General features: G+C 51.2%; 21 protein-coding genes and 1 other annotated feature. Of the genes, 17 read left to right on the forward strand and 4 right to left on the reverse strand.

From position 1 onward, the window contains the following. Positions 1-109: 109 nt before the first annotated feature. From NW747_RS05365 to bioA, 3 genes are all read left to right on the forward strand, one after another. On the forward strand, positions 110-685 hold the full coding sequence (locus NW747_RS05365) for a biotin transporter BioY (RefSeq protein ID WP_008860324.1): 576 nt from the start codon (positions 110-112) through the stop codon (positions 683-685). A gap of 60 nt (positions 686-745) precedes the next feature. After that, on the forward strand, positions 746-1420 hold the full coding sequence (bioD, locus tag NW747_RS05370; RefSeq protein ID WP_273185699.1) for a dethiobiotin synthase: 675 nt from the start codon (positions 746-748) through the stop codon (positions 1418-1420). Positions 1421-2099: 679 nt separating this feature from the next. Then, positions 2100-3452, forward strand: coding sequence for an adenosylmethionine--8-amino-7-oxononanoate transaminase (gene bioA / locus NW747_RS05375; protein ID WP_008860326.1), 1353 nt, complete (start codon positions 2100-2102; stop codon positions 3450-3452). A gap of 292 nt (positions 3453-3744) precedes the next feature. Here the strand turns inward: bioA and NW747_RS05380 are convergent, their stop codons facing one another. Continuing rightward, positions 3745-4821 (reverse strand): energy-coupling factor transporter transmembrane component T family protein, encoded by a 1077-nt coding sequence (locus NW747_RS05380; protein WP_148363769.1) that lies wholly within the window; start codon positions 4819-4821, stop codon positions 3745-3747. A gap of 351 nt (positions 4822-5172) precedes the next feature. Then, positions 5173-5370: a binding site (T-box leader), on the forward strand. Between the two features lie 149 nt (positions 5371-5519). Here NW747_RS05380 and NW747_RS05385 point away from each other — a divergent pair. Together NW747_RS05385 and NW747_RS05390 are read left to right on the forward strand one after the other, a co-directional pair. Then, positions 5520-6701: a YkvI family membrane protein gene (locus NW747_RS05385; protein ID WP_008860328.1), complete on the forward strand. Its 1182-nt coding sequence runs from the start codon at positions 5520-5522 to the stop codon at positions 6699-6701. Between the two features lie 419 nt (positions 6702-7120). Beyond that, on the forward strand, positions 7121-7285 hold the full coding sequence (locus NW747_RS05390) for a hypothetical protein (protein WP_273185705.1): 165 nt from the start codon (positions 7121-7123) through the stop codon (positions 7283-7285). Between the two features lie 518 nt (positions 7286-7803). On the opposite strand, the gene NW747_RS05395 is transcribed toward NW747_RS05390, so the two are convergent. The 3 genes from NW747_RS05395 to NW747_RS05405 all read right to left on the reverse strand — a co-directional run bounded on the left by NW747_RS05395 (position 7804) and on the right by NW747_RS05405 (position 11312). Continuing rightward, complete coding sequence (locus NW747_RS05395; protein ID WP_273185707.1) at positions 7804-8556, reverse strand: LytR/AlgR family response regulator transcription factor; 753 nt, start codon at positions 8554-8556, stop codon at positions 7804-7806. Between the two features lie 12 nt (positions 8557-8568). Next, positions 8569-10290, reverse strand: a complete 1722-nt coding sequence (locus tag NW747_RS05400) for a histidine kinase (RefSeq protein WP_008860330.1) — start codon at positions 10288-10290, stop codon at positions 8569-8571. Between the two features lie 635 nt (positions 10291-10925). Beyond that, a complete protein-coding gene (locus tag NW747_RS05405; RefSeq protein WP_273185710.1) occupies positions 10926-11312 on the reverse strand; it encodes an endonuclease domain-containing protein in 387 nt (128 codons plus the stop codon). A 1001-nt stretch (positions 11313-12313) separates the two neighbouring features. Between NW747_RS05405 and madL the strand changes: the two genes are divergently transcribed. The 12 genes from madL (at position 12314) to NW747_RS05465 (ending at position 25731) form a co-directional block, all read left to right on the forward strand. After that, on the forward strand, positions 12314-12709 hold the full coding sequence (gene madL, locus NW747_RS05410) for a malonate transporter subunit MadL (RefSeq protein ID WP_008860331.1): 396 nt from the start codon (positions 12314-12316) through the stop codon (positions 12707-12709). 12 nt (positions 12710-12721) lie between these two features. Continuing rightward, on the forward strand, positions 12722-13486 hold the full coding sequence (madM, locus tag NW747_RS05415) for a malonate transporter subunit MadM (protein WP_008860332.1): 765 nt from the start codon (positions 12722-12724) through the stop codon (positions 13484-13486). Positions 13487-13788: 302 nt separating this feature from the next. Beyond that, complete coding sequence (gene mdcA, locus NW747_RS05420) at positions 13789-15462, forward strand: malonate decarboxylase subunit alpha (RefSeq protein ID WP_273185712.1); 1674 nt, start codon at positions 13789-13791, stop codon at positions 15460-15462. Positions 15463-17919: 2457 nt separating this feature from the next. Continuing rightward, positions 17920-18183: a hypothetical protein gene (locus NW747_RS05425; RefSeq protein WP_273185714.1), complete on the forward strand. Its 264-nt coding sequence runs from the start codon at positions 17920-17922 to the stop codon at positions 18181-18183. Then, positions 18180-18944 (forward strand): zeta toxin family protein, encoded by a 765-nt coding sequence (locus tag NW747_RS05430; protein ID WP_273185716.1) that lies wholly within the window; start codon positions 18180-18182, stop codon positions 18942-18944. The genes NW747_RS05425 and NW747_RS05430 overlap by 4 nt, the downstream gene beginning before the upstream one ends. A gap of 1398 nt (positions 18945-20342) precedes the next feature. Continuing rightward, positions 20343-20990, forward strand: a complete 648-nt coding sequence (locus tag NW747_RS05435; protein ID WP_273185719.1) for a prepilin peptidase — start codon at positions 20343-20345, stop codon at positions 20988-20990. 42 nt (positions 20991-21032) lie between these two features. Next, complete coding sequence (locus NW747_RS05440; protein WP_273185722.1) at positions 21033-21842, forward strand: TadE/TadG family type IV pilus assembly protein; 810 nt, start codon at positions 21033-21035, stop codon at positions 21840-21842. A gap of 208 nt (positions 21843-22050) precedes the next feature. Beyond that, positions 22051-23628: an IS21 family transposase gene (gene istA / locus NW747_RS05445; RefSeq protein ID WP_273185725.1), complete on the forward strand. Its 1578-nt coding sequence runs from the start codon at positions 22051-22053 to the stop codon at positions 23626-23628. Beyond that, the gene (locus tag NW747_RS05450) at positions 23625-24380 is read left to right on the forward strand and encodes an ATP-binding protein (RefSeq protein ID WP_273185728.1); all 756 of its coding nucleotides are present in this window, start codon (positions 23625-23627) and stop codon (positions 24378-24380) included. The genes istA and NW747_RS05450 overlap by 4 nt, the downstream gene beginning before the upstream one ends. Before the next feature lie 40 nt (positions 24381-24420). After that, entirely contained in the window at positions 24421-24843 is a 423-nt protein-coding gene (locus NW747_RS05455) for a type II secretion system F family protein (protein WP_273185731.1), read from the forward strand. 73 nt (positions 24844-24916) lie between these two features. Beyond that, on the forward strand, positions 24917-25144 hold the full coding sequence (locus NW747_RS05460) for a hypothetical protein (protein ID WP_273185734.1): 228 nt from the start codon (positions 24917-24919) through the stop codon (positions 25142-25144). A gap of 110 nt (positions 25145-25254) precedes the next feature. Next, positions 25255-25731 (forward strand): TadE/TadG family type IV pilus assembly protein, encoded by a 477-nt coding sequence (locus NW747_RS05465; protein ID WP_273185736.1) that lies wholly within the window; start codon positions 25255-25257, stop codon positions 25729-25731. Positions 25732-25744 lie beyond the last annotated feature (13 nt).

Below are 25744 nucleotides of genomic sequence, written 5' to 3' on the forward strand. Positions count from 1 at the left end.
AAAATACATTGTAAACGTTGAAATAAAAGTAAGGTTGTTATATTATATACGTATGTAAACCGTGTATACGGAGAATAAATAACAATTAGTTTACAAACGAGGCGAGAACATGGTTCGGGAAAATGCATTGGAGCAGGGACAGGGGAGGTCCCGGGAAATCGTTCTTTTCGGGTTGTTTACGGCGCTCATTGCCATTGGCGCTTTCATTCGCATTCCGGTGCCGGTGTGTCCCTTTACGCTGCAGCTTCTCTTCACCACCCTGGCGGGGCTCCTTCTGGGAAGCCGGAAAGGGGCTCTTTCCGTAGCCCTTTACGTGCTGCTGGGACTGGTGGGAGTGCCCGTATTTACGGAGGGCGGCGGCCCTTCCTATATTTTCCAGCCCACCTTCGGCTACCTGGTGGGATTCATTGCCGGCGCCTGGCTCACAGGAAAGCTCCGTGAAATGAGCGGCTCCTGGTCCTTTGGCAAGGTCCTCTTTGCCAATCTCTGCGGACTGGCAGTGGTGTATCTGTTCGGCATGATTTACGTCTACTTCATCAATAATTTCTACATCGGGAAAACCATTGGCGTATGGGCAGTGATTCTGTACTGCTTCCTGCTGGCTGTACCCGGTGATATCTGCCTCTGTATTCTGGCAGCCTTTCTTTCCAAGAGGCTGGTGAAGGCACTGGGCATCCATGAGTAAAGGTTTCACAAGGAAGAACGAAAAAGGTCTTCCTTATTTTATTGCAAGGGGGAGTTTGAAATGAGTAAAGGATTATTTATTACCGGCACCGACACGGATATCGGCAAAACCTACGTAACGGCGCTGATTGTGAAAACCATGAGGCAGGCCGGCTATGACGCAGGCTACTACAAGGCTGCCATCAGCGGTGCGCCTACGGTGGCCGCTTCTGACGCAGGCTTTGTAAACAAGTTTGCCGACATTCATGAACCGGAAGACATGATCCTTTCCTATCTCTACCAGCATGCCGTATCGCCCCATCTGGCAGCAAAGCTGGAAGGCCATCCCCTGGAAAAAGAAGTGATTTTGCAGGCCTGGAAACGGGTTACGGAAGCATATCCCTACGTGACCATGGAAGGAAGCGGCGGCATTGTCTGCCCTATCCGTCACGATGAAAAAGCCCATTACTACCTCACCGACATTATCGGCTGGCTCCATCTGCCGGTACTGGTGGTGGCCGATGCTGGCCTTGGCACCATTAACCATGTGGTGACTACCTGCGAATACATCAAAAACCGCCACATCCCCATCAAAGGCATTATCCTCAACAACTGGCAGGGCGGCGTCATGGAAGAGGACAATGTAAAGATGATAGAAGAAATCACCGGCGTCAAGGTGATTGCTCTGGTGAAAAAAGGAGATACCATCCTCCACTGCGACCCCAAGGTGCTGGAAGGATGCTACGCGGAAGTGTGAGTGATTGAGGGGATGGCTGTGCTCCCTGGGGAAGCGCTGATTAAATCACTGTCTGCTTTTATTCTTGGATTTTTATGCAATGCAAGGAATGGGATGACGCGAATAGCGAGCTATTTAAGGAGTCCCATGACGAAGCAGTGCATAAAAATTCTTATAAAAGCAGACTCTATGAATGAATCAGTGCTTCCCTAATGTGCGTAAGGGTTGACGGAGCCTTTAGCTCCGAAGGTTGACGACCCTGCCGGGCCGAGGGGGCTCAGGTTTGACAGGCCTAACGGTCAGTCGATTAAAAGGGAGGCCCTTTTATGGGCAGGCTATGGGCCAACTTCGACTGACGTGCACATTCTCTGCAGAATGTGCACAGCCTGAGGGTTGTGGTATCGCCCTGCCGGGCGATGAGTATATATGCCGCCTGCGGCGCAGTTATACGATTTTGCGAGCGAAGCGAGCCAGCCTCCGCAAGGAGGCTATAAACTGCGGCGAAGCCGCCACTACAACCCTCGCGCCGTCAGGCGCGTCAAACTTAAGAACCCTCAGCGGCGAAGCCGCTGTCAATCCTAAGAACCTTTTTACACAACCCTCCTACACAACCCACGGCGAAGCCGTGCCCCCCTTTTCACGGAAACTGACACCATATCCATCCAGACCAAATGACAATAAACACAAAGGAGTATATAAAATGGCAGACATTAACTGGGAAGAGGAAGATAAAAAATACATCTGGCATCCGGCCATGCAGATGAAGGATAACGAAGTATTTCCGCCGGTAGTGGTAGACCACGGCAAAGGGGTATACCTTTATGACACCCATGGCAAGGAATACCTGGACATCATTTCCTCCTGGTGGTGCAATCTTCTGGGCCACTGCAATCCGGAAATCAATGAGGCTTTGAAGAAGCAGGTGGATCAGCTGGAGCATGTCATTTTCACCAACTTCACCCATAAACCGGCCATCGAACTGTGCCGGGAGCTGGAACCGCTGCTGCCGAAGGGACTCACCAAATTCACCTTCCACGACAATGGCTCTTCCTCTGTAGAAGCGGCTTTGAAAATGGCCTTCCAGTACCAGTATCAGACCGGTCATCCCGAAAGGACCCGTTTCATGTGCCTGCCCGAATCCTATCACGGTGAAACCATCGGCGCCCTGTCCGTGGGCTCCATGGACCTCTATGCCAAAATATTCCACCCCATGCTCATGAACAATATCCATTTCAAAGGTCTGGACTGCTACCGCTGTCCCTACGGCAAGACCCGTGAAACCTGCAGCGTAGAGTGCTTTGAAAGCGCCGAGGAAGCCTTTAAGAAACACGGAAAGGAAACGGTGGCCTGCATTGTGGAGCCTATCCTTCAGGGCGCGGCAGGCATGCGCATCTATCCGGCAGAATACCTCCGGAAACTCCGCAAGCTCTGCGATGAATACGGCGTCCTTCTCATCGACGATGAAATCGCCGCCGGCTTTGGCAGGACCGGCACCCTCTTTGCCATCGAACATGCCGGCGTGTCCCCGGATATCCTCTGTACCTCCAAAGGCCTCACCGCCGGCTACATGCCCATGTCCATGACCATTACCACCGACAAGGTATACGATGCCTTCTACGATGACTACGGTACCCACAAAGCCTTCGTCCACAGCCATACCTATGCAGGAAATCCCATGGGCTGCGCCATCGCCCTGACGGTGCTGAAAATCATGAAACGGGACCATATTCTGGAAAAGGTGAATGAAGACGGGAAATATCTCCATGAAGAACTGATGAAAGCCCTGGGCCATCATAAGAATGTAGGCGAAATCCGCCACATCGGTCTCATCAATGCCATCGAACTGGTGGAAGATCCGAAGACAAAGAAAGCCTTCGATCCTGCCAGACGTATCGGATGGCACATCTTCCGCAAAGCCATGGACCTGGGCCTGGTGCTCCGCCCCATGGGAGACATTATCTACTTCAATCCGCCGCTCACCATCGAAAGAAAAGATATGGATAAGGCAGTGAAACTCTGTACCGAAGCGGTTCATGCGGTGCTGGGAGAATAACCGGTCATCAAAAAGAGAGAAAGCCATTTGGGCTTTCTCTCTTTTTGATTGCATGACTATTGGGTAAGGCGGCTTTTATGCTGATGGATAGAGTCACTTGTGGGGGCTGCCAGGAAGGCTGATCTGCCTGCGGCGCTTCCTCCTGGATAATTCCACCAGTCATTCATGCCGTGGGCTGCAGAGTCTTTCTGGAAGCTGGAAGCTGGCAACTCGCAGCTCCGTGCCAGTGGCTCTACCCGTCAGCATGCATTCGCCAGGGGGGCACAACAAGCATGGAGAGAGGCTCTTCATACTATCCCTGGCTGTCATTCCTGTTATGCCGGATGGCATCGTCCAGGGACAATTCTTTTTCTTTCTGCTCTTTGCGTTCCTTCTCCATGGCCCCTTCTGTGCCTGCCAGAAGGGCTGTATCCGCAGGAGATTCTGCAAGAGGACCTTCAGTGCCATGGATGGGAGCTGCATCTATGGCATCAGAGGGGATGGAGCCATCGGTGCTGTCTGCATAGGAATCCCCGTGGTAGGAATAGTTATTTTCCGGAATGCCATCGGGATTCGTGGCTTCATAGCCGTGGACATGCTGCACTTCACCATCGGGACCGGTACGGAAGTAATCATGGGTGTGGTGGACGCCGGGAGCGTCGGAGACATCGTGGCTGCCGGCATCTATGGAGTCATGATGGATTATATCGGGATGACTGAAATCGTCCATATCGGTATGGCCGAAATCCGCTGTATCCACGGTATGCCCGCTTCCATCTATGCCGTCGAAGGAATGGCCGCCGGCATCCACTGTATCCACTCCTGTTTCAAAGCTGTCGAAGGCTTTGATGAAGGGGAGAAAGAGGAGGATGATGAGAAGCGGCGCCACCCCCATAATGGGCAGGGCCTGCTGCAGGGTATAATGGTGGCGGTAGAGCCAGCGCATGATAAAATGGAAAATGACCGTGAAAAAGAGGGCTACCATTGCGGCAAGGGTGTATTCCAAGCCCTGGTATCCCCAAAGGGGGTTTATACCATTCAATCGGTAATGGTAGAAAGAAATGCCCCAGATCAATTCTCCAAATACAGAACCATAGAAAGCAAATCCGAAGGCCAGGGCATACATGTAGAATCCTGCCAGCACGGCCCGCCAGTTTTTCAGGATATAGCTGAGCCGGGCTATGAAGATAATAACCATGAGAATAAAGGCCACGGGAGCCAGGAAGGGGAAGAAGGACACCAGGGCAAAGGCAATGGCGGCGGTGATAAGAATCAGCAGGATCCGGCGCCAGGTGTAAAAGATGAAGAGGCCCATGGAGCAGGCAATGGCTTCTCCCTTCAGTTCCGGGTGGGTAATATTGATGAGTATGTACAGAAAGGTAACCATCATGAGCACCCAATGGGGACGGATGCCAGATGAGGCTTTTATGCTGCTTTGGGATTGCAAGAAATCACGTCCTTGTAAGGTAGAGTTTTGTATGTATTATAACAGAAGGCAGTCTGGGTTGCTTATGGATACAGCCATTCGCGTGGGGGCTTTTAGCCTCCGGCAATCAGGAAAATTGATTTGTCTGTGGCACTTTTCATTTGATATTTTCGATAGTCATTCATGCCGCAGGCCGTAGAGTTTTCCTGAAAGCTAGAAGCTAAAAGCTGGAAGCCCCATGCCGGTGACTCTGTTCCTCGGCACCGAAAATCAGTTTTTCCTTGACAATGGGTCTCATGGTGCTATAATAGCCCATAAAGAGCGATGAGCAAGATGGACATGGCTGACGATGTCCCAGAGAGCCGGCGTATGGTGAAAGCCGGTACACACGGGTCATGGACAATCACTTGGGAGCATCTTTCCTGAAGCAGCAGTAAGGAAAGCGGGAGTGCCCGTTACAGGACTATGACATAGGAGTATAATGCAGGGTGGTACCGCGATTTCGCCCCTGTCCGATTATTCGGACAGGGACTTTTCTTTTTCCATCGTCTTTATGCTTTGTGTCTGAGTGATAAATCAGAGTGGTACCGCGGAACATCCGCCTCTGTCTATTGTGGCAGGGGCTTTTTTATTGCCCTGCCGAATATTGAAGGAGGGTTATTATGAAAGTATCTTCGATGTTTGATGGGAACCTGGGGAAATATCTTCTTCCAGGCATTGTGCTGCAGTCCGTCATGATTGGCGGCGGTTATGCCACGGGCCGGGAAATCGTGGAGTACGGCGCCAAGTTCGGCGCCTACGGCTGGTATGCAGGCCTTGGCATTATGGCAGGCTTTGCCCTGGTGGCAGTGCTGTGCTATGAACTGATCCGCCTGTACCATGTGTATGATTACAAATCCTTCATCCAGTCCATTGCAGGACCCCTGTATCCGGTGTTTGACCTGGTATACACGGTGTTCATGGTTATCATTCTGGCTGTCATGTCCTCAGCCACCGGCGCCGTGGTACAGCAGATGTTCGGCGTGTCCCACTGGTTTGGCGTCGTAGGCATTATGGTGGTGGCAGGCCTTCTGAATTTCTTCGGTGAGAAAGTGATTTCCTTCTTCGAAACCTTCGGCACCCTGGCCCTCTATGCAGGATATCTCACTTTCTCGGTGCTGGTCATTTCCGGACACACAGGAAATATTGCAGCCGTCATGGCATCTTCAGACCATTCCTACGTGCCCGATGCCACCATGGGTCATGCTCTCTGGACAGGCCTTCTCTACATGGCCTGCAACCTGGTGGTATTTCCGGCATCCTTCTTCACCATTAAGAAACAGACGAAACGGAGAGAATCGGTAGTGAGCGGTGTGCTGGCCGGCCTTCTGGCTACGGTGCCCTGGTTCCTTACCTACTTTGCCGTCATGGGCTTCTATCCTTCCAAAGAAGTACTGGGCGCCCAGGTGCCCTGGATGATGATGATGCAGGAAAGTGGCGTGCCTTCCTGGATGATGGTGGCCTTCAGCTTCATCATGGGATGGACTCTGGTGGAAACAGCCACCGGTATGATTCATGCCCTCCTGGAAAGGGTGGACAAGGGACTGGAAGAAAAGGGAAGAACCGCCCTTTCCCGCAGAAATAAAGGGCTGACCACGGTAGTCATCATGGCCTGCGCTGTGGCTCTGGCCCAGGTAGGCATTATCGACCTCATCGCCAAAGGCTACATGGCCCTGGCCTACGCCTTCATGGCCCTCTTCCTCCTGCCGCTCCTCACGGTGGGCGTATATAAAATCTTCCGGAAAGAAGAAGGAGAGGAAATGGAAACAGAAGAGCTGGCAGCAGACTGCCGGCAGAAGGCGTAAGGGAGGTCGCTGATGCTCCCCTACAAATCCAGTTCGCATAGTGCACCAACTGCTGTCACTAACTCACTGGATTTTCAGGTTGCTGATGCTCCCTTACAAATCCAGTTCGCATAGTGCACCCACTGCTGTCACTGACTCACTGGATTTTCAGGTCGCTGATGCTCCCCTACAAATCCAGTTCGCATAGTGCAAAATGTGTTCGCTGTGCACCGCTTCGCTCGGAGGGGGCCGCCGATTGGCGGCCAGGACCGCGATGGAGCATCCTATCGATGCTCTGCCCCGTACACCCTTTCCCGCTTCGCGGGACTTCGCCCCGGTGGGAAGCATGTCACTGGATTCGCGGGTCGCGGGGCTCCCCTATGAATCCAGTTCCTTTGCCACCTCAAGGGGAAACGAGAAAATAGGTGGCACTGGATATTGTGTTACATATGACACAGATAGCTAATCCCGTAACGCTCCTTGCGTCCCCTTTAGGGGAAGAGGGCCACGAAGTGGCGAAGGGGTGGACGGTGGTAATCCTGATTATGATACTTGATGTGGACGTGACCGCCGAAGGAGGCATTATAAAATTCATCGCCCCCTAAAGGGGAAACGACTCACTACATTTTGCGCGTCGCTTGCGCTCCTTCAAAATGTGTTCGCTGTGCACCGATAGGGCGATACCACAACCCTCAGCCCAAAGGGCCGTCAAACTTAAGAACCTTCCGGCCCAGTGGGCCGGTCAATCTTAAGCACCTTTTCCCCGCCCCCTGAGCAAAAGTGATGCAGCCCTTCTACACAACCTGCGGCGAAAGCCGCACCCGCTTTCTTGCCCATTGAGGCGTGAGATTTCTCCACTCCGCTCCGCTACGGTCGAAATGACGATAGGGGTGCCAGCCAATATCGTCATCTCGAGCGGGGGGATGCGCCGGTATGGGTGTTAGAGGGGAACCGCTTCGATGAAACTCTGAGTCGAGAGATCTCCCACCAGAAAGCCAATCCCGTAACGCTGACTTTATCATCTGCGGCGAAGCCGCCACAACAACCCTCGGGGCCAAAGGCCCCGTCAAACCTAAGAACCCTCCGGCCGCCAGGCCGGTCCATCTTAAGAACCTTCCCTTTTTCATATATGCAGTATGCTCTTGAAGGCTTTGATATAGTGCCTTGACACAGGCACTTTCTGCTTTTCATAGCTGGTCATGGTGAGAAGGAGAGTGCCGTTGTCCTGGGGCTGGATTTCATGGATCATGGAAAGGTTCACAATATAGCCCTTATGGGTACGGAAGAAGCCCAAAGGAGTGAGGAGGCTTTCTATATCCCGGAGGGTCATCCTGGATTCCACGATGCCGCTGGTGGTATAAAAGAGGGAGCGGTCCGATTTTTCCGTACATACCAGCACGATTTCTTCAGAAGGGGAAATCATGAGGGTTTTATTTTTTGTCTGGATAGATACCTTCTGGGAAGTGACCCGCACTTCGCCGGGCACTATTTTCCCGCGCTGCAGGGCCAGGCTGTCGGTGAGCCTTTCTATGATACGGCGGATGCGATTTTCAGAATAGGGCTTCAGAATGTAGTCGAAGGCTTCCAAATCAAAGGCCTGCAGGGCAAACTGGCTGTAGCCTGTGGCGAATACGATTTTCAAGGGCAGGTCCATCTGGAGGATTTCCCTGGCACATTCCAGACCGTTCATGATAGGCATTTCGATATCCAGAAAGAGGATGTCCACATTGGGGTGGGCCTTTAAAAACTGCAGCACCTCTCTGCCGTTGGCACATTCGCCCACGATTTTCACGCCGGGAATGGCAGAAAGCTCATACTTCAATTCTCCTCTGGCCGGAAGCTCGTCATCAGCCACCAGCGTTTTGATTTCTTCCATAATATTCCTTTCTTATTTCTTTGTCGGCAGGACGATGGTTTTCGTAATGGCTCCTTCCTCGTCTGCCAGAGAGGCAGGGGCCTTTTCAATTTTGGGGATATTGGCAAATACAAGGGTGCCCCGGTTTTCCTTACTTACGATATGGAGGCCGCAGGCACTGCCGAAGAGAGACATGAGGCGCTGATGCACATTGATGAGGCCGATCTGGTCCCTCCGTTTGTGATCTATGAGAAGCCTCTTCCGCTTCCTGGCGGGAATGCCTACACCCGTATCCAGTACATAAATTTTGAAATACTTCGGATGCTCGATGAGGCCCACCTTGATTTTACCGCCTTCCGGCCGCTTGAAAATACCGTGGATCACCGCATTTTCCACCAGAGGCTGCAAAAGCAGGGGCGGTACCTGGATATCATTCAGCTTATCCTTCGGAAAATCGTAGGTGATTTTCAGCCGGTCGCCGAACCGCGCCCGCTCCAGCTCCGTGTAGCATTCAATGACATGAAGCTCCTCCGACAGGGGAATGAGCTTAGAAGGATTGTTCAGACTGTGGCGGAAATAATCGGACAGGTACTGGATGAGCTTTCGCGCCGTATCAGGGTCGCTGCGCACATAGTAGCTGATGGTATTCAGCGTATTATAGAGGAAATGGGGATTGATCTGGGCCTGCAGCGCCCGGATTTCCGCTTCCGCTAGCAGATTTTCCTCCTCCTTCATGCGGTCGTACTCATAAATGGCTTCCATCACATGGCAGATGCCGTGCAGAAATTCGATACCCATCTTCGTGAACGTATCGCCCTTGCTTTTGGCGGCGATAATATATCCCACCGTCTCATTTTTGTAAGTTACCGGCAGCGTCATGAGATGGGGCATATCGGGCAGAGACTTCTGCAGCTTCAGAATGGCGATTTCCGCATCCCCCTGGGTCTCATCGGCTTCGGTTTTGTAATTGGTGCGGGTGTAGAACTGGTCCTTGTAGGAAATGGCCGTCCAGATGAGACTGGGCAGGGAAGAAGTCATAAGCTCTGCAATTTTGGAAATATTGGCATCGTTGAACCCGTCGTGCAGCGTGGCAAAAAGGGCAGCCACCGCATCGAAGGTATTCTTCGTGGTCTGGGTCTTTTCTGAATCCCGCTGGTGGATAAAGAACTCAATCACCATGTAGAAAAGAGAAACGGCAATGGTATTGGTTACGATGATAGGCAGGGACAGGGCAAAGAAATCCTCGGGATGGCTGATGGTCTGGGGAAAGGTGAGAAAGGCGTAAAACAGCCAGAAAAGGATTTCCAGCGTAAAGGCATCCAGAAAAGCCCACATCCACAGCTGGTGATGGTGCTTCTTCAGCCGCTTGGAAAGGAAACCGGCCGCAATGCCCTGAATAATGGTGAGGCCCCCATGGATAAAGGCGGCATCGGTGGGAATAAAGAAGGCCCGATGGAAACCGGTGATAAGTCCCGTCACCGTACCCACCACCGGCCCGCCGATGAGGCCGGCCAGGATAATGCCTACCGCCCGGAAATTGATAATGCCCCCGCCGGCCCGCACATTCCAGTAGGTACCGCAGATGGAAAGGACGGAAAAGAGCAGGATGAAAAACACCATATGCCTCCGGCTGAAATGCTTGGCGGAAATGGCTTCACGGAAAAAAGTGGTGCGGCAGATCAGAAGCAGGAGAAGAAGGAAAATGGAAATGCCGAACCATACATGCTGGATGCCGATAATCCAGGAAGAATTCATAGTATCATCCTTTCCATGGGAAAAGTGGGGAACTTCTGGCGATGGGGAAATGAAAATTTTAGGGCCTGTCTGGGGTGGAGTGTCATTTGAGGCTCTTGCCGTACAACACCCCCGCGCCACTTCGTGGCCCTCTCCCCCTCAAGGGGGCGCAAGGGTCAGCGGCACAATCTCTTGTTTCCCCTTGAGGGGAAATGCCGCGCAGCGGCAAAAGGGTGTACAAGGCTGCGTGTAGAGAAGAAGCGCAAAGGCAGACCTGACCGCCAGACGGCGGCCTGCCTGGGGGGAGTATCATTTGAGGCTCTTACCGTACAGCACCCCCGCGCCACTTCGTGGCCCTCTCCCCCTCAAGGGGGCGCAAGGGTCAGCGGGACCATCTCTTGTTTCCCCTTGAGGGGAAATGCCGCGGAGCGGCAAAAGGGTGTACGAGGCTGCGTGTAGAGAAGAAGCGCAAAGGCAGCCCTGACCGCCAAACGGCGGCCTGCCTGGTGGAGTATCATTTGAGGCTCTTGCCGTACAGCACCCCCGCGCCACTTCGCGGCCCTCTCCGCCCCGGTGGGAAGCGTGTCACTTGATTCTCAGTCGTCTTCGACTCCCTGCGAATCAAGTTCCCTTGCCACCTCAAGGGGGCGCAAGGGTCAGAGGCGTTTTTCCCAAGGGTTAAATCCCAGCCTGTCTTGCAGGATGCGGTCAATATCTTTCTTTACCTCAATGAAATGAAGGGAAATGTCACGATTGGTGTAGCGAATCACAAGAATTCCTAACTTTTTTAAATAGGCAGTTCTTTCAAAATCATAGGTTTCCTGCTTATCTTCATAATGCTGGCTGCCATCGATTTCTATGGCAAGCTTTGCTCTGTGGCAATAGAAATCAAGTATGTATTTGTCCACAATTTTTTGACGATAAAATCGAATCGGGTGATTTTTCAGGAAAGTAAACCAAAGCTTTCTTTCCTGCTCTGTCATGTTTTTACGGAGATTCTTAGCATAACCTAAGATTTGTGTATGACGATTATCTATAGTCATAGCGATACCGGCCTTAACGAAAAATACATTAAGAGTATTTTAATGATGGCTGTTCATTGAAGTTCTCAGCATAGTACACCCCCGCGCCACTTCGTAACCCTCTCCCCCTCAAGGGGGCGCAAGGGTCAGCGGTGCTTTGCGCTCTTGCCGTCTCCAATGGAGCAAGGGTCAGCAGGACCATCTCTTGTTTCCCCTTGAGGGGAAATGCCGCGCAGCGGCAAAAGGGTGTACGAGGCTGCGCGTAGAGATGGAGCGCAAAGGCTGCCCTGACCGCCAAACGGCGGCCTGCCTGGGGGGATGCCACTTGCGGTTCTTGCCGTACAGCACCCCCGCGCCACTTCGTGGCCCTCTCCCCCTCAAGGGGGCGCAAGGTTCAGCGGGACAATTCCTTGTTTCCCCTTGAGGGGAAATGCCGCTCAGCGGCAAAGGGGTGTACAAGGCCGCGCGTAGAGAAGAAGAGCAAAGGCAGCCCTGAGCGCCAAACGGCGGCCTGCCTGGGGGAGTGTCATTTGAGGCTCTTGCGGTACAGCATCCCCGCGCCACTTCGTGGCCCTCTCCGCCCCAGTGGGAAGCGTGTCACTTGACTCTCAGTCGTCTTCGACTCCCTGCGAATCAAGTTCCCTTGCCACCTCAAGGGAGCGCAAGGGGAAGCGGTGCTTTGTGTTCTTGCCATCTCAAGGGGCGCAAGGGGAAGCGCACTTTCTTAAATCATAGATAGTAACCTTTATGTTTCAGGAAATTAATAACTTATAAACTATGAATTATCCAATCAATACATTTTATTTGCATCTTATCCCCCGTTTCCTGCATCTGGGCTCATAATTTTTTAATTTTTTAAAGAAAGCAGGTATACTAAGGCTGAAAGAAATCAAAGGATTTTTGATAAGTCCTATTTGCTTTTATTATAACAAATAGAGACTTGCAGGGTTCAAGTTTTTTGAAAGGCGAAGCTCCCTGAGGGGGGCGGAAACGGACGTTTTTCAAAGAAAGGAAGGGTTATTATGGTTGTTTACGGTGTTGCACTTTTAGCCGGCTGCTATATGGCAGGCAATTTCATCGGTGATGTGCTGGGAGCGCTTCTGGGCGTGAAGGCCAATATCGGCGGCGTAGGTTTCGCCATGCTGCTCCTCATCCTGATTTCTACCTGGGCCATTCAGAAGGGATATATGAAGGCACCGGAGGAACAGGGCATTAAATTCTGGAGTGCCATGTATATTCCCATCGTTGTGGCTATGAGCTCCATTCAGAACGTGGCAGCTGCTCTTTCCGGCGGCGTGGTGGCTGTTCTGGGCGGTGTGCTGGCAGTGGTCATCGGATTCCTGGCTATTCCTTTCTTCGCAAGGAAGAAAGCGGAAGCTCCGGTATCGGACAGCGAACTGGCCAAGGATCACAAATAAGGAGGGAAAATCATGGATATGGCAGCAATGATTACAAAGTTATTCGTTAAAAACGGCATGATTTTCGCCTTTATGCTTCTGGGCATCATCATGTTTGTGGCCTATAAACTGGGCGGCCTCACCAAGGGCCGGGTACATGGCAGTGCTATTGCCATTTTCCTGGGCCTGGTACTGGCTTACATCGGCGGTGTCACCACCGGAGGAAATAAGGGTATTGCCGATATTCCTCTCTTTGCAGGCATGGGCCTGGTGGGCGGCGCCATGTTTAGAGATTTCGCCATCGTTTCCACTGCATTCGGTGCGGATCTTCGTGAAATCAAGAAAATCGGCTGGCGCGGCGTAGCGTCCCTGTTCTTCGGCGAATTCATCTGCCTGGTGGCAGGTATTGCAGTGGCTTATCCTCTGGGATACACCAGCGCCGTTGACCTGGTGACCATTGGCGCCGGTGTGGCAACCTTCGTAGTGGGACCGGTTACCGGCGCCGCTCTGGGTGCTTCTTCTGAAGTCATCGCTATCTCCATTGCAGCAGGCGTGGTAAAATCGGTACTGGTCATGGTGGTGACCCCCTTCGTGGCAAAACCACTGTCCATTGATAATCCTCAGTCTGCCATGGCTTTCGGCGGCATCATGGGCACCACCTCCGGCACTGCAGCCGGCATGGCCGCTGTCAACCCGAAACTGGTTCCCTATGCAGCCATGACCGCTACCTTCTACACCGGCCTGGGATGCCTCCTTTTCCCCTCGGTATTCTACTTCCTGACTACCCTCTTCTTCTGAGTCGGTCATAGGAAAGAGAGATTCCTTTTACGACATCCCCTTTCCTTCACTATCCCATTCCGGGGAAGCGCTCCGGGAGCTGAAAGATTCCCCTTCCTTCAGCGCCCATCTCTCACAGGAGGCGGATCCGGAATGATTCCCTTCCTTTTTCAGGCGCGGGGCATCCAGGAAATGCCCTGCACCTGCAAAAGTAAAGGACTTATATTATAATAAAAAAACCTGTATTATCAAAAAGAACCTGCCAGCCAAGTGCTGCAGGTCATCACTCTGCTTATCGCATTTCATAAGAAAGGATTGATATTATGTTGGAAATCAAACCAAGCAATAAAAACTGGCATACCAGAGGAGACGACACCGCTACAAGAATCGCTGCCGCCGCTCCCTATGCCCATGGCAAAATCGTAGATCCTGCCGATACAGTAAAGCTGCTGGAAGCAGTCCTTCGCCCCGGCGACAAAGTCAACATCGAAGGGGACAACCAGAAACAGGCAGACTTTTTGGCTAAGAAACTGTGCGAAGTGGATCCCGCCAAGGTTCATGACCTCCACATGATTCAGTCCACCCTTTCCATTCCGGAACACCTGGATGTTTTCGATAAAGGCATTGCCCGCAAGCTGGACTTCGCCTATGCAGGCAGCCAGGGCAAACGGCTGGCCCAGATGGTACAGAACGACGGCATCGAACTGGGCGCCATCCACACCTATCTGGAAATGTACTCCCGTTACTTCATCGACCTGGTACCCAGAGTTTCCCTGGTCTGCGCCGATGCAGCTGATAAAGACGGAAATATTTACACCGGCTTCTCCACCGAAGATACACCGGCTATCGTAGAAGCTACGAAATTCAACCAGGGCATCGTGATTTTCCAGGTCAACAAAATGGTAGATAAGCTGCCCCGCGTGGATATTCCGGCTGACTGGGTAGACTTCGTTATCGAAAGCCCCACCCCCTACATGCTGAACCCCCTCTTCACCAGAGACCCCGCTAAGATTACAAACGACCGCATCATGAAAGCCATGATGGCCATCAAAGGCATTTACGCTGAATACGGCGTGAAAGTCCTGAACCATGGCGTAGGCTTCGACACCGCTGCCGTAGAACTCCTTCTCCCCACCTTCGGCGAATCCCTGGGACTCAAGGGCAAGATCTGCACCCACTGGGTACTGAACCCGCACCCCACCCTGATTCCTGCCATTGAAACGGGCTGGGTACAGGCTGTCTACTCCTTCGGCTCCGAAGTAGGCATGGAAGAATACATCAAAGCCCGTCCAGACATCTTCGCCATCGGACCGGACGGCACCATGCGCTCAAACAGAGCCTTCTGCCAGGCAGCAGGTCACTATGCAGCAGACATGTTCATCGGCTCCACCATGCAGATCGATAAATACGGCAACTCTTCCACCGCCACCAAGAACAACGTGGCAGGCTTCGGCGGCGCACCGAACATGGGCTGCGATGCCAAAGGCCGCCGTCATGTCACCCCGGCATGGCAGAAAGCAGGCGCCGAAGTGGCTAACCGTTTCGAACTCATGGGCGATGCCAACCGCGGCAAGAAACTGGTGGTCCAGATGATTACCACCGTTTCCGCCAAAGGCTTCCCGGGCTTCGTAGAACAGCTTGACGCCGTAGCACTGAAAAAGAACGCCAACCTGGATCTGGAACCGATTATGATCTACTCCGATGACCTCACCCATATCGTTTCCGAAGTAGGTATCGCTTATCTCCATAAATGCCACAACATGGAAGAAAGAATGGACGCTATCCGCGCCGTGGCAGGAAACACCGAAGTAGGCAAACTGGAAGATCCGGAAATCACAAAGAAGCTCCGCAAAGAAGGCATCGTCAAACTGCCGGAAGACCTGGGCATCAACCCTGCTGACGCCACCAGAGACCTCCTGGCTGCCAAGAACATGAAAGACCTGGTAGACTGGTCCGGCGGCCTCTACAATCCGCCAGCTAAATTCAGAAACTGGTAATCAGAAATAGAAAGCCATCAGAAAGGGCTGTGGAAAAATGGTAATCATTTTTCACAGCCCTTTTTCGATGAATTATTCTGATGGCAAGATTCCAACCATGCGTCCTCTCGAGGGAGAGAGGGCCACAAAGTGGCGGGGGGGGGTGCTGTACGGCAAGAGCCTCAAATGACACTCCCCCAGGCAGGCCGCCGTTTGGCGGTCAGGGCAGCTTTTGCGCTTCATCTCTACACGCAGCCTCGTACACCCTTTTGCCGCTGCGCGGCATTTCTCCACGGGAAAGCATGTCACTGGATTCGCGGCTCGCTTTGCTCCCCTATGAATCCAGTTCCTTTGCCACCCTCAAGGGGAAACAAGAGATTGTGCTGCTGAACCTTGCGCCCCCTTGAGGGGGAGAGGGCCACAAAGTGGCGCGGGGGTGCTGTACGGCAAGAGCCTCAAATGATACTCCATCCAGGCAGGCCGCCGTTTGGCGGTCAGGGCAGCCTTTGCACTTCATCTCTACACGCAGCCTCGTACACCCTTTTGCCGCTGCGCGGCATTTCCCCTCAAGGGGAAACAAGGAATTGTCCCACTGAACCTTGCGCCCCTTGAGGTGGCAAGGGAACTTGATTCGCAGGGAGTCGAAGACGACTGAGAATCAAGTGACACGCTTCCCACCGGGGCGGAGAGGGCCACAAAGTGGCGCGGGGGTGCTGTACGGCAAGAGCCTCAAATGACCACTCCACCCAGGCAGGCCGCCGTTTGGCGGTCAGGGCATCGTTTTGGCCAATTTGTCTCTCTGGAAATGACTGTATGCTGCCCGCAGGCATCGTCATCTCGAGCGGAGAAACGCGCCGGTATGGATGGCAAAGACTTTGGGCTCTAATGAAACGCAGAGTCGAGAGACCTCCTGCCACCATGTGGCGTGCCACATTTCGGCGTGAGATTTCTCCACTCCGCTCCGCTTCGGTCGAAATGACGGGGGCGGGGCATCGTTTTGGCCAATTTGGCCCTCTGCGAATGACTGTATGCTGCCTGCCGCTATCGTCATCTCGAGCGGGGCTGCCTGTCGTTATGAGTGATAGATACTCATCTCTATTGAAACGCTGAGTCGAGAGATCTCCTGCCACCATGGAGCTTGTCACACTTTGGAGTGAGATTTCGCTGCTCCGCTTCGCTTTCGTCGAAATGACGGGGGCAGGGCGGTATCATCTATTTCTTCACGGCCCTTTTGTCTTTAGGGCTGATGGGGAGACAGTTCCTTCCTTTACCGGACTATATCAGCAGAGAGGCGAAAAGGCCGGGCCGAAATCCTTCCTATGCCGCAGCGCACAATCCATGGAAGCGGAGAGGGGAGGACAGAAGCCTTCATGAAATTCACCTCTCCGGCGCGCCAACCATATAAAAACTCCTGAAGAAAACCTGCTAGAAATCCTGGTGGCAACTATGGCTATACCTGTTCTTCCTTGACGACACAGACATTCCGTTTAGGCGGCTACCCCTGGCCGATTCATCGAAGCAGAACGCCTGAGCCCTACCGTGCATCAGTATGGGACGAATCAGGAGTTTTTTGCGTGGACAAAGGGCTGTGGAAAAATGGTAATCATTTTTCTACAGCCCTTTTTTTATGACTTATTCTGATGGTAAGCTTCCCGCCATGCGCCCCCTTGAGGTGGCAAGGGAACTTGATTCGCAGGGAGTCGAAGACGACTGAGAATCAAGTGACACGCTTCCCACCGGGGCGGAGAGGGCCACAAAGTGGCGTGGGGGTGCTGTACGGCAAGAGCCTCAAATGATACTCCATCCAGGCAGGCCGCCGTTTGGCGGTCAGGGTAGCCTTTGCGCTTCATCTCTACACGCAGCCTCGTACACCCTTTTGCCGCTAACGCGGCATTTCCCCTCAAGGGGAAACGAGAAAATAGGTGGCACTGGATATTGTGTCACATATGACACAGACAGCCAATCCCGTAACGCTCCTTGCGTCCCCTTTAGGGGAAGAGGGCCACGAAGTGGCGAAGGGGTGGACGGTGGTAATCCTGATTATGATACTTGATGTGGACGTGACCGCCGAAGGCGGCACTATAAAACTCATTGCCACCTCAAGGGGAAACGAGAGATATGAGGGAAAAAACAGCGAGTCATATACTTCACGTACCTTTTTGGTGTTTTCCCTCTTTGGTGGCTGTCGCCACCACCTTGCCCGGTGGGAAGCATGTCATATGACACTGAAAGTAAATCCCGTAACGCTGGCTTTATACTCATCGTCTGATAGGGCGATACCACAACCCTCGGCCTGAAAGGCCGTCAAACTTAAGAACCTTACGAACCCTCGGGGCAAAGCCCCGTTAACCCTCACGCCGAAGGCGTGTCCAAAAGCCACCACCATCCTTTGAACCCTTTGAACTTACCGGCCCTGTTTCCGTATTTGCAATGATTTAAATTTCTATATACAATAAAGATAAGACAGGAGGTGTGGATATGAGCCGCTTATATGAAATCTCACTCAAAAAGGAAATCATGAGAGAAGCTTATGCAGGTCTTATTGCTGATTTCCTTGCTTATTTCAATCAAAACCATATCAATGATAAAGCAGATACAAAGAATCCCATGGTCATTTTATTTTATAAAATCCAGCACGTGTATATGAGCATACTTCAGACCAACAGCCTTGAAAAAATGAATGAAATCGAGGGTCAGTTTAAAATCGTAAATGCCATGATGAAAGAAATAGGAGCCAGATGAATTACCAACCTCATGATTTTCAGACGGCAAAACAGAATATTATAGAATACCTATATGGTGATATCACACCGGTGCCGCATCCCAAAGCACACCTGGTCTGCGCACAGCCAGGAGCTGGTAAAACAGGACTTATTTCACAATTTGCCGGCAATGCAGCTTTTATTAATGGTGATGAATATCGAAGGTATTATCCCGGATATAGAAAACGGTACGAAGAAATTGGAAATCTTATAATAGATGAAACGAAGTGCTTTGCTGCTAAAATGACAGAAGCTCTCATTGATGAGTTGAGCAGGAAATCATTGAATTTAATTGTTGAGGGCACACTTCGTACTGTGGAAGTACCGGAAAAAACAAGAAGAATTTTGGAAGCGAGAGGATATGAAGTGGAACTTGATGTTCTTATGGTAAAGTCGGAAATTTCATATCTCCGAACTCTGAAAAGATATGCAGAAATGAAAGAAGCCGGAACCGTGCCAAGGATGACAAGCAAGGACCATCATGACCTGGTTGTTCGCGGGCTTGTACAGAATTTATCATATCTTTATACACATCATTCCTTCAAAGAAATCAAGCTTTTTAAAGAAGAGCAGGAACAAATGAAGCAGGTTTATTCTTATAGGGAAAAACCTGCCGTGAATCCGGCTGACAGATTGAAATCGGAATTTGAGCGGAAAATGAGTGAAGAGGAAATCAATCAGATGATTCATGATTATGGCCCATATGCAGGAAAGGAAATCTATAAAATCCTGGGAATATAGCGAGAGACTGTCTGATTTGATGAGAAAAGGCGCCCTTTTATATTTCAGGGCGCCCGCTGCCGCTGCGAAAAGGCCTTTCATCTTCTTCCGGTGAAGAGGGCCACGAAGCAGCGAAAGGAAAGGCGAGTGGAAACAGAATTGCCGCTGTTCCTCCGTCGCTTGCCGTCACCGGCTGGTCGAACTTCAAGGTGTTCCCTTGATGGGCAGAGAGCAATGATGGAGCTCCGAAGAGCCATTCATCGAAGCAGAACGCCTGAGCCCTACCGTGCATCAGTATGGGACGAATCAGGAGTTTTTTGCGTGGACAAAGGGCTGTGGAAAAATGGTAATCATTTTTCCACAGCCCTTTTTTATGACTTATTCTGATGGTAAGTTTCCCGCCATGCGCCCCCTTGAGGTGGCAAGGGAACTTGATTCGCAGGGAGTCGAAGACGACTGAGAATCAAGTGACACGCTTCCCACCGGGGCGGAGAGGGCCACGAAGCGGCGCGGGGGTGTTGTACGGCAAGAGCCTCAAATGACCACTCCACCCAGGCAGGCCGCCGTTTGGCGGTCAGGGCAGCCTTTGCGCTTCATCTCTACACGCAGCCTCGTACACCCTTTTGCCGCTGCGCGGCATTTCCCCTCAAGGGGAAACAAGAAGATTGTGCCGCTGCCCTCGCTCCATTGAAGACGGTGAGATCACAAAGCACCGCCGAACCCCCTCGAGCGGAGGAACACATCGGTATGGGTGGCAAGGACTTTGGGGTCTATTGAAACGCAGAGCCGAGAGATCTCCTGCCACCCTGAGGCTTGCCACGTTTCGGAGTGAGATTTCTCCACTCCGCTTCGCTACGGTCGAAATGACGGGGGCGGGGCATCGTTTTGGCCAATTTGTCTCTCTGCGAATGACTGCATGCTGCCTGCCGCTATCGTCATCTCGAGCGGGGCTGCCTGTCGTTATGAGTGATAGATACTCATCTCTATTGAAACGCTGAGTCGAGAGATCTCCTGCCACCATGGAGCTTGTCACACTTTGGAGTGAGATTTCGCTGCTCCGCTTCGCTTCGGTCGAAATGACGGTGGCGGTGTCATCTTGAGCGGAGGAACACATCGGTATGGGTGGCAAAAATCTGAACCTTTTGGACTCTATGAACCCGGGCCGCGGAGCGGCCCATCCAGCCGCCCCCTTCCGTCTCGCTGCGCTCGCCACCCACCCCCGGGAAGGGGGTGGGCAAGTAACATGGAGGAGGAGAACGTTGCCCTCAAAACTTGTCGTTTATGGGTGGAGAGGGACCGCGAAGCCGCCACCACCACCCTCTGAACCCTCTGAAACCTCTGAAACCTTTGACTCCTTTGAACCTGAGCCGCAAAGGGCTCTATTATGATATAATGAAAGCAAATAGACAAGGAGACTGTATGACGACTTCATTTTATCTCTATGTTCTTTTAGTGGCGGCGCTGTCCCTGGCCCTTTCTTTCTTTGGCTCTCGCTGGATAGAGGGGCTTTATGGGAAAAACAGAGAGATTCTGACTTTCCCTGATGACGTGAAACGGCGGGGCCGGTGGCGGCCTTATGTGCTGGGCGTCCTGTTTCTGGCCTGCGGCATCCGATTTCTTTTCATGACCTCCGGCCTTCCGCTCTTCTTTCTCCTTTTCCTGACGGCCCTGCTCATCCTGATGACAGTGACAGACTTTGAGCAGTACTGCCTTTTCGACAGCATGATGATTCCCCTGGCTCTGGGGGGCATGGCTCTCACCGCTGTTTACCCCTCCCTCTTCACAGACCACGCCCTGGCGGCGGCAGGAGGCGGAGTGGTGTTCCTGCTCCTGGGCATTCTGTCCCGCGGCGCCCTGGGCGGCGGGGACATCAAACTCATGGCCTGCCTGGGCCTCTGGCTGGGCACCGACGCCCTTATCTTCGTAGCGGCGGCAGGCAGCATCTTCGGCGGCCTTTCCGCGCTGCTCCTTCTTCTTCTTGGAAAAAAGAAACGGAAAAGCGCCTTTGCCTATGGTCCCTACTTCACACTGACCGCTCTGGCCCTGGTGCTTATCCGAGGCATCTGATTCTCCCTTTTTCTTCATCATTGGTACATGGAGGTGCTCCCTATGCGTTTTGACATGTGGAAATCCAAAGCCCAGAAGGGGGCTTTTCTTGTGTTTACAGCCCTCATGATTCCCATTATCTTCCTTTGCGCCGGTTTTGCAGTGGATTTAGGAAACGCCTGGGCTTATAAATCGAAGCTGCAGAATGCGGCGGATGCGGCTGTTCTTGCCGGAGCCTATCAATATCAGGCAGATGCAAATGATAAGAATAAAGTAGAAGACCGCATTGATAAATATATGAATGCAAACAATGGAGGCATACCATTTTCCAGAGATAAAAAAGATGATAACAAGAATGGTATTTTTTATCGTTTTCCCCAAAAGGGAAGTTCGGCAAAAGGACTGCTGCTAACTTTGCATGTAAGCGAAGAAGCGCCGACCACTTTTTCCAAAATGTTTGGGTTTGGAAGCCTGCATGTGGCAGTTGTATCTACTGCACGTATTTTGCCATCAAGTGGTGGTGGCAGTAGTGGTGGTAATGATGCATTTAGCTACGCAATAATTGGAGCGGCGTCAAGAAATTCGGAAATTATGAAAAAGTTAAACAGGTGGAACCCATATTCTGTTTGGTTTAATTGTAATGGATTGACGGTGAAAGGAAAAATTTATGCAAATGATTGGGTTCGTCTTGATGGTCCAAGACAAGTTTATCTGGAAAATTCTGACGAGTTTAGCACTTCAGAAAATCGTGATTATAAATTATGGGCTATGGGAAATAATGTCGAATTGTATAAGATTTACACAACTAATGGGACCCCAATATATGCGGAGGATCATTATGTCCCATTAGACAAAATGAGTATTCCGCAGTAGGTGTACCGCCTGTCCGCCAAGGTGTACCGTTTGTCCGCCGAGGTGTACCGCTTGCCATTTTTAGGTAACTTCTTGAACTATTGGTGTACATGCCAGCTGAAATACTCCTAAATTCTTTTAATAAATATATTAATATATGGCTTCCTGCCATAGAATGAAAACAGGGACGTAGTATTTCCCTTTGTTCTATGAAAGGAGGCCTTTTAATATGGCCAATTTTGCCAGGATCCGGCTCATCCTGGAGCTCCATGACCGCGGAATGTCTCAAGATGAGATTTCCCGCTCCCGTCACATGTCGAGGAGTACGATTACTACCGTACTGCGAACAGCGCGGAAGAAGGGCATCACTTATGCGGGCATCCGCAAGCTGGATGATGCAGCACTACAAAAGCTCTTCTTCCCTGACCGACCGGAAGGTTCAGACATGTACGAGCTGCCGGATTACGAATCCATCCATAAAGAGCTCAAGAAGCCGGGTGTGACTCTTTCATTGCTCTGGACGGAGTATCGTGACAGGTGTCACCAGAATGGAAACATTGCTGTAGGGCATACCAAGTTCTGTGAGGATTACGGCCGGTACTGCACAACCCATGACCTGACCAATCATCTGGAGCATAAGCCCGGAGCCCAGTGCGAGGTCGATTGGAGCGGGCCGACCATGCAGATCATCGACCGTGATACCGGCGCGACCATTTCCGTGCATCTCTTTGTTTCCTGCCTCACATACAGCAGGTATGCCTACGTGGAGGCCACGCTGGATATGAAGATGGATACATGGCTCCGGTGCCATGTCCACATGTACGAGGCATTTGGCGGCGTTCCTGTGCGGACAGTCTGTGACAATCTCAAAACCGGCGTTGTGAAGCATCCCAAAGAGGGTGAAGTGGTTCTCACCGACGCCTATGAGGCACTTGGGCTTCATTATTCAACTGCTATTATGCCTGCCGGTGTGCGGAAGCCCAAGCAGAAAGCATCCGTGGAGAATACGGTTGGAAATATTGCCACCGCTATCATCGCCCGTCTTCGCAATAAGGTTTACTTTACTCTTGGCGAGCTGCAGAAGGATGTAGTAACTGCTACAGATAAGTACAACCGGCAGCCCTTCCAGAAAAGGCAGGGAAGCCGCTATGAAGTATGGCTGGACGAGAAGAAATATCTCCGGGCTCTTCCACGAGCTCCTTATGAAATCGCCGCGGTTATTCTGGGAAGGAAAGTATATCCCAATTTCCACGTTTCCTTTAAGAAAAACTGGTACTCCGTTCCCTACGTATACCGCGGGCAGTCCGTGGACATCCGTTACACCGACAAACTTGTGGAAATCTACTGCGGAAACCGGCGTATTGCCTCCCACATCAGATTTCCTGACTACATGACCAACCACTATTCCACACGCCCGGGAGATATGCCGGATGAATTCAACCAGCCGGAAATGGACAAAGATCGCATCTGTGCCTGGGCCGGGAAAATCGGACCGTGTACGTCGGAAGTCATCAGGAGGATCTTTGACAGTGTAACCATAAAAGAGCAGGGCTATAATGCTTCATTGGCCGTTCTGCATCTCAGTCAGAAATATCCGAAGGACCGCTTCGAGAATGCCTGCCAGTATGCTTTAGCCCACACAACATCGCCCCGCTACAACTATCTTAAAGCTGTATTGGGGAACAATCAAGACAAAATCCTGGACGGCGTACATTCCGCCCGTTATGAAAATACCGGAAAACACAGTATTTCCGAAAAAGGCGCTTACATCCGCGGCGCAGACTATTATGGAGGAAAGACAAAATGATCAATGAAGAAACACAGCGGAAACTCCGCAACATGAAAATGGAACCTCTGGTAGAAGCCCTGCAGAACCAGCAGAGTGATCTGGAATCTTATGCCCCTTTGGACTTCGATTCGAGGCTGACACTGGCCATCGATGAATGCTATTCAGTAAAATTGGATGATCGCATCCGGAGGCTGACGCATATTGCTAAGTTTCGCTATCCTGATGCCGATGTTCACACCCTTATCCTGCAGGGAAGAGGTTTCAGCCGCGAAGAAATCCTGGGCTATGCCAGCTGCGGTTACATTGAACGCCATAAGAATCTGATCATCAACGGATTTACCGGAGTAGGAAAGACCCACCTCGCCTGTGCTTTAGGGAAAGAGGCCTGCCGCCATCTGTACAGGGTCAAGTATTTCCGCATGCCGGAGCTTATGGAACAGTTCAATTATGGAACCGAAGTCGGACGGAGCGTGGCCAGCATTGTAAAGAAGTTCTCCGGCTACGATCTCCTCATCATCGACGAATGGCTTCTCGAGATGCCGACGGAAGTGGAGCAGCAGTATCTTCTTGAAATCTTGGAAAACAGGTACGATGCCCATTCTACTATTTTCTGTTCCCAGTACAAAAGCTCAGAATGGTATCCGCGCCTCGGTGATGGGGTTCTGGCCGATGCGATTATGGACAGAATCATTCACAATGCCTACCACATCAATTGCGGATCAATGAATATGAGAGAATATTTGAATAGCACCGATGCGAAAAATGACTAAATTATTTTAACATCATAACCTAAAGAATAAGCGGTACACCTTGGCGGATAAGCGGTACACTTTCCGCGGAAAGGCGGTACCGCTTTTTCGGATAGGCGGTACACCTGTTGCGGAATATTCAAGAGTGGGCAGCGCCGATTTCTCCCTGGTGGTGACAGCTGTACTCATTCAGCAGCAGGTAGGCGGCAATCTGGCCACTATCCTGGATACGATCAGGGAAACCATTTCAGAGCGTATCCGTCTTCGTCGTGAAATTGGAACACTCACTGCCCAGGGGCGGGCCACAGGCATCATTCTGGCCTGCATTCCAGTGGTGCTGGCTTTATTTTTCTATACGTTGGCCCCCTCTTTCATACAACCCCTTATTACGACTACCATCGGCCATATTGCCATCGGGGCAGCCATTATTCTTGAAATCGTAGGGTTTATCGCCATCTATAAGATAGTGGATATTAAGATTTAATGTTTTGGTAAAAAGCCTTCCGGCTTTTTATATATTCAATATGATGGATTACCATGGAAGGAGGTGAATCCCCATGATGTCTCTCGCTTCTCAGATGTATGACTACTATGTAAGACCATACCTTGGTGAAAAAGGTCAGGATCTGGTAGAATATGCTCTGCTTCTGGCTATCATTGTTGCTATCGGCTTCCTGATTTATAAGACTAGTGGTCTTGAGGATAGTCTTACAAAGATTTTCGACAATGCTGGTAAAGTTACCAGTTCTGCAGCAGCTGTTGCTACTAAGAATGCTGGAGCCTAATCGGTTTTCGGGCAGATTCAAAGAACCCCTGTTTATGCAGGAGTTCTTTGGACAGGGCAGCAGTATATGCTGCTTTGTCCAAAGAACTATGAAATGAAGGAGGAATCAACATGAAAATGCAAAGAGGCCAAGAAATTGTAGAATTTGCACTGTTGATTCCCTTTTTTTTCATTTTTTTCTTTGGAATCATGTACTGCGGCTTTCTTTTTGGTGACTATATTACTCTATCTAACATGGCCCGCTCAGCGGCTAGAGAAGCCGTTATTGTAGGTGAAAAAGTGCCTGAAGGACAAGAAAACGACCCAAAGGCACAGGCATCTTATAAATATTTGGAGAAACAGTATGCAGACATGATTCATACTTCGCATATGACTACCAATTTATATACCTTTGATGGTATCACCATATCTGAAACAGGAAATAATCCACCAAATGGAGTGCCTGCTGATTCTGTAGGTGTGGAAATTAAGGCAACGTTGAATAAGGATTATGCGTTTCCGATAGTTTTAGAGAACCTGGGCATCGGATTACCACAGAACTACAATATTGTCTATTATATGTATGATGAGAATAAAAATAAGACTTAATTGATTTCAATAC

The sequence above is a fragment of the Dialister succinatiphilus genome (assembly GCF_928721695.1).
GTDB lineage: Bacteria > Bacillota > Negativicutes > Veillonellales > Dialisteraceae > Dialister > Dialister succinatiphilus.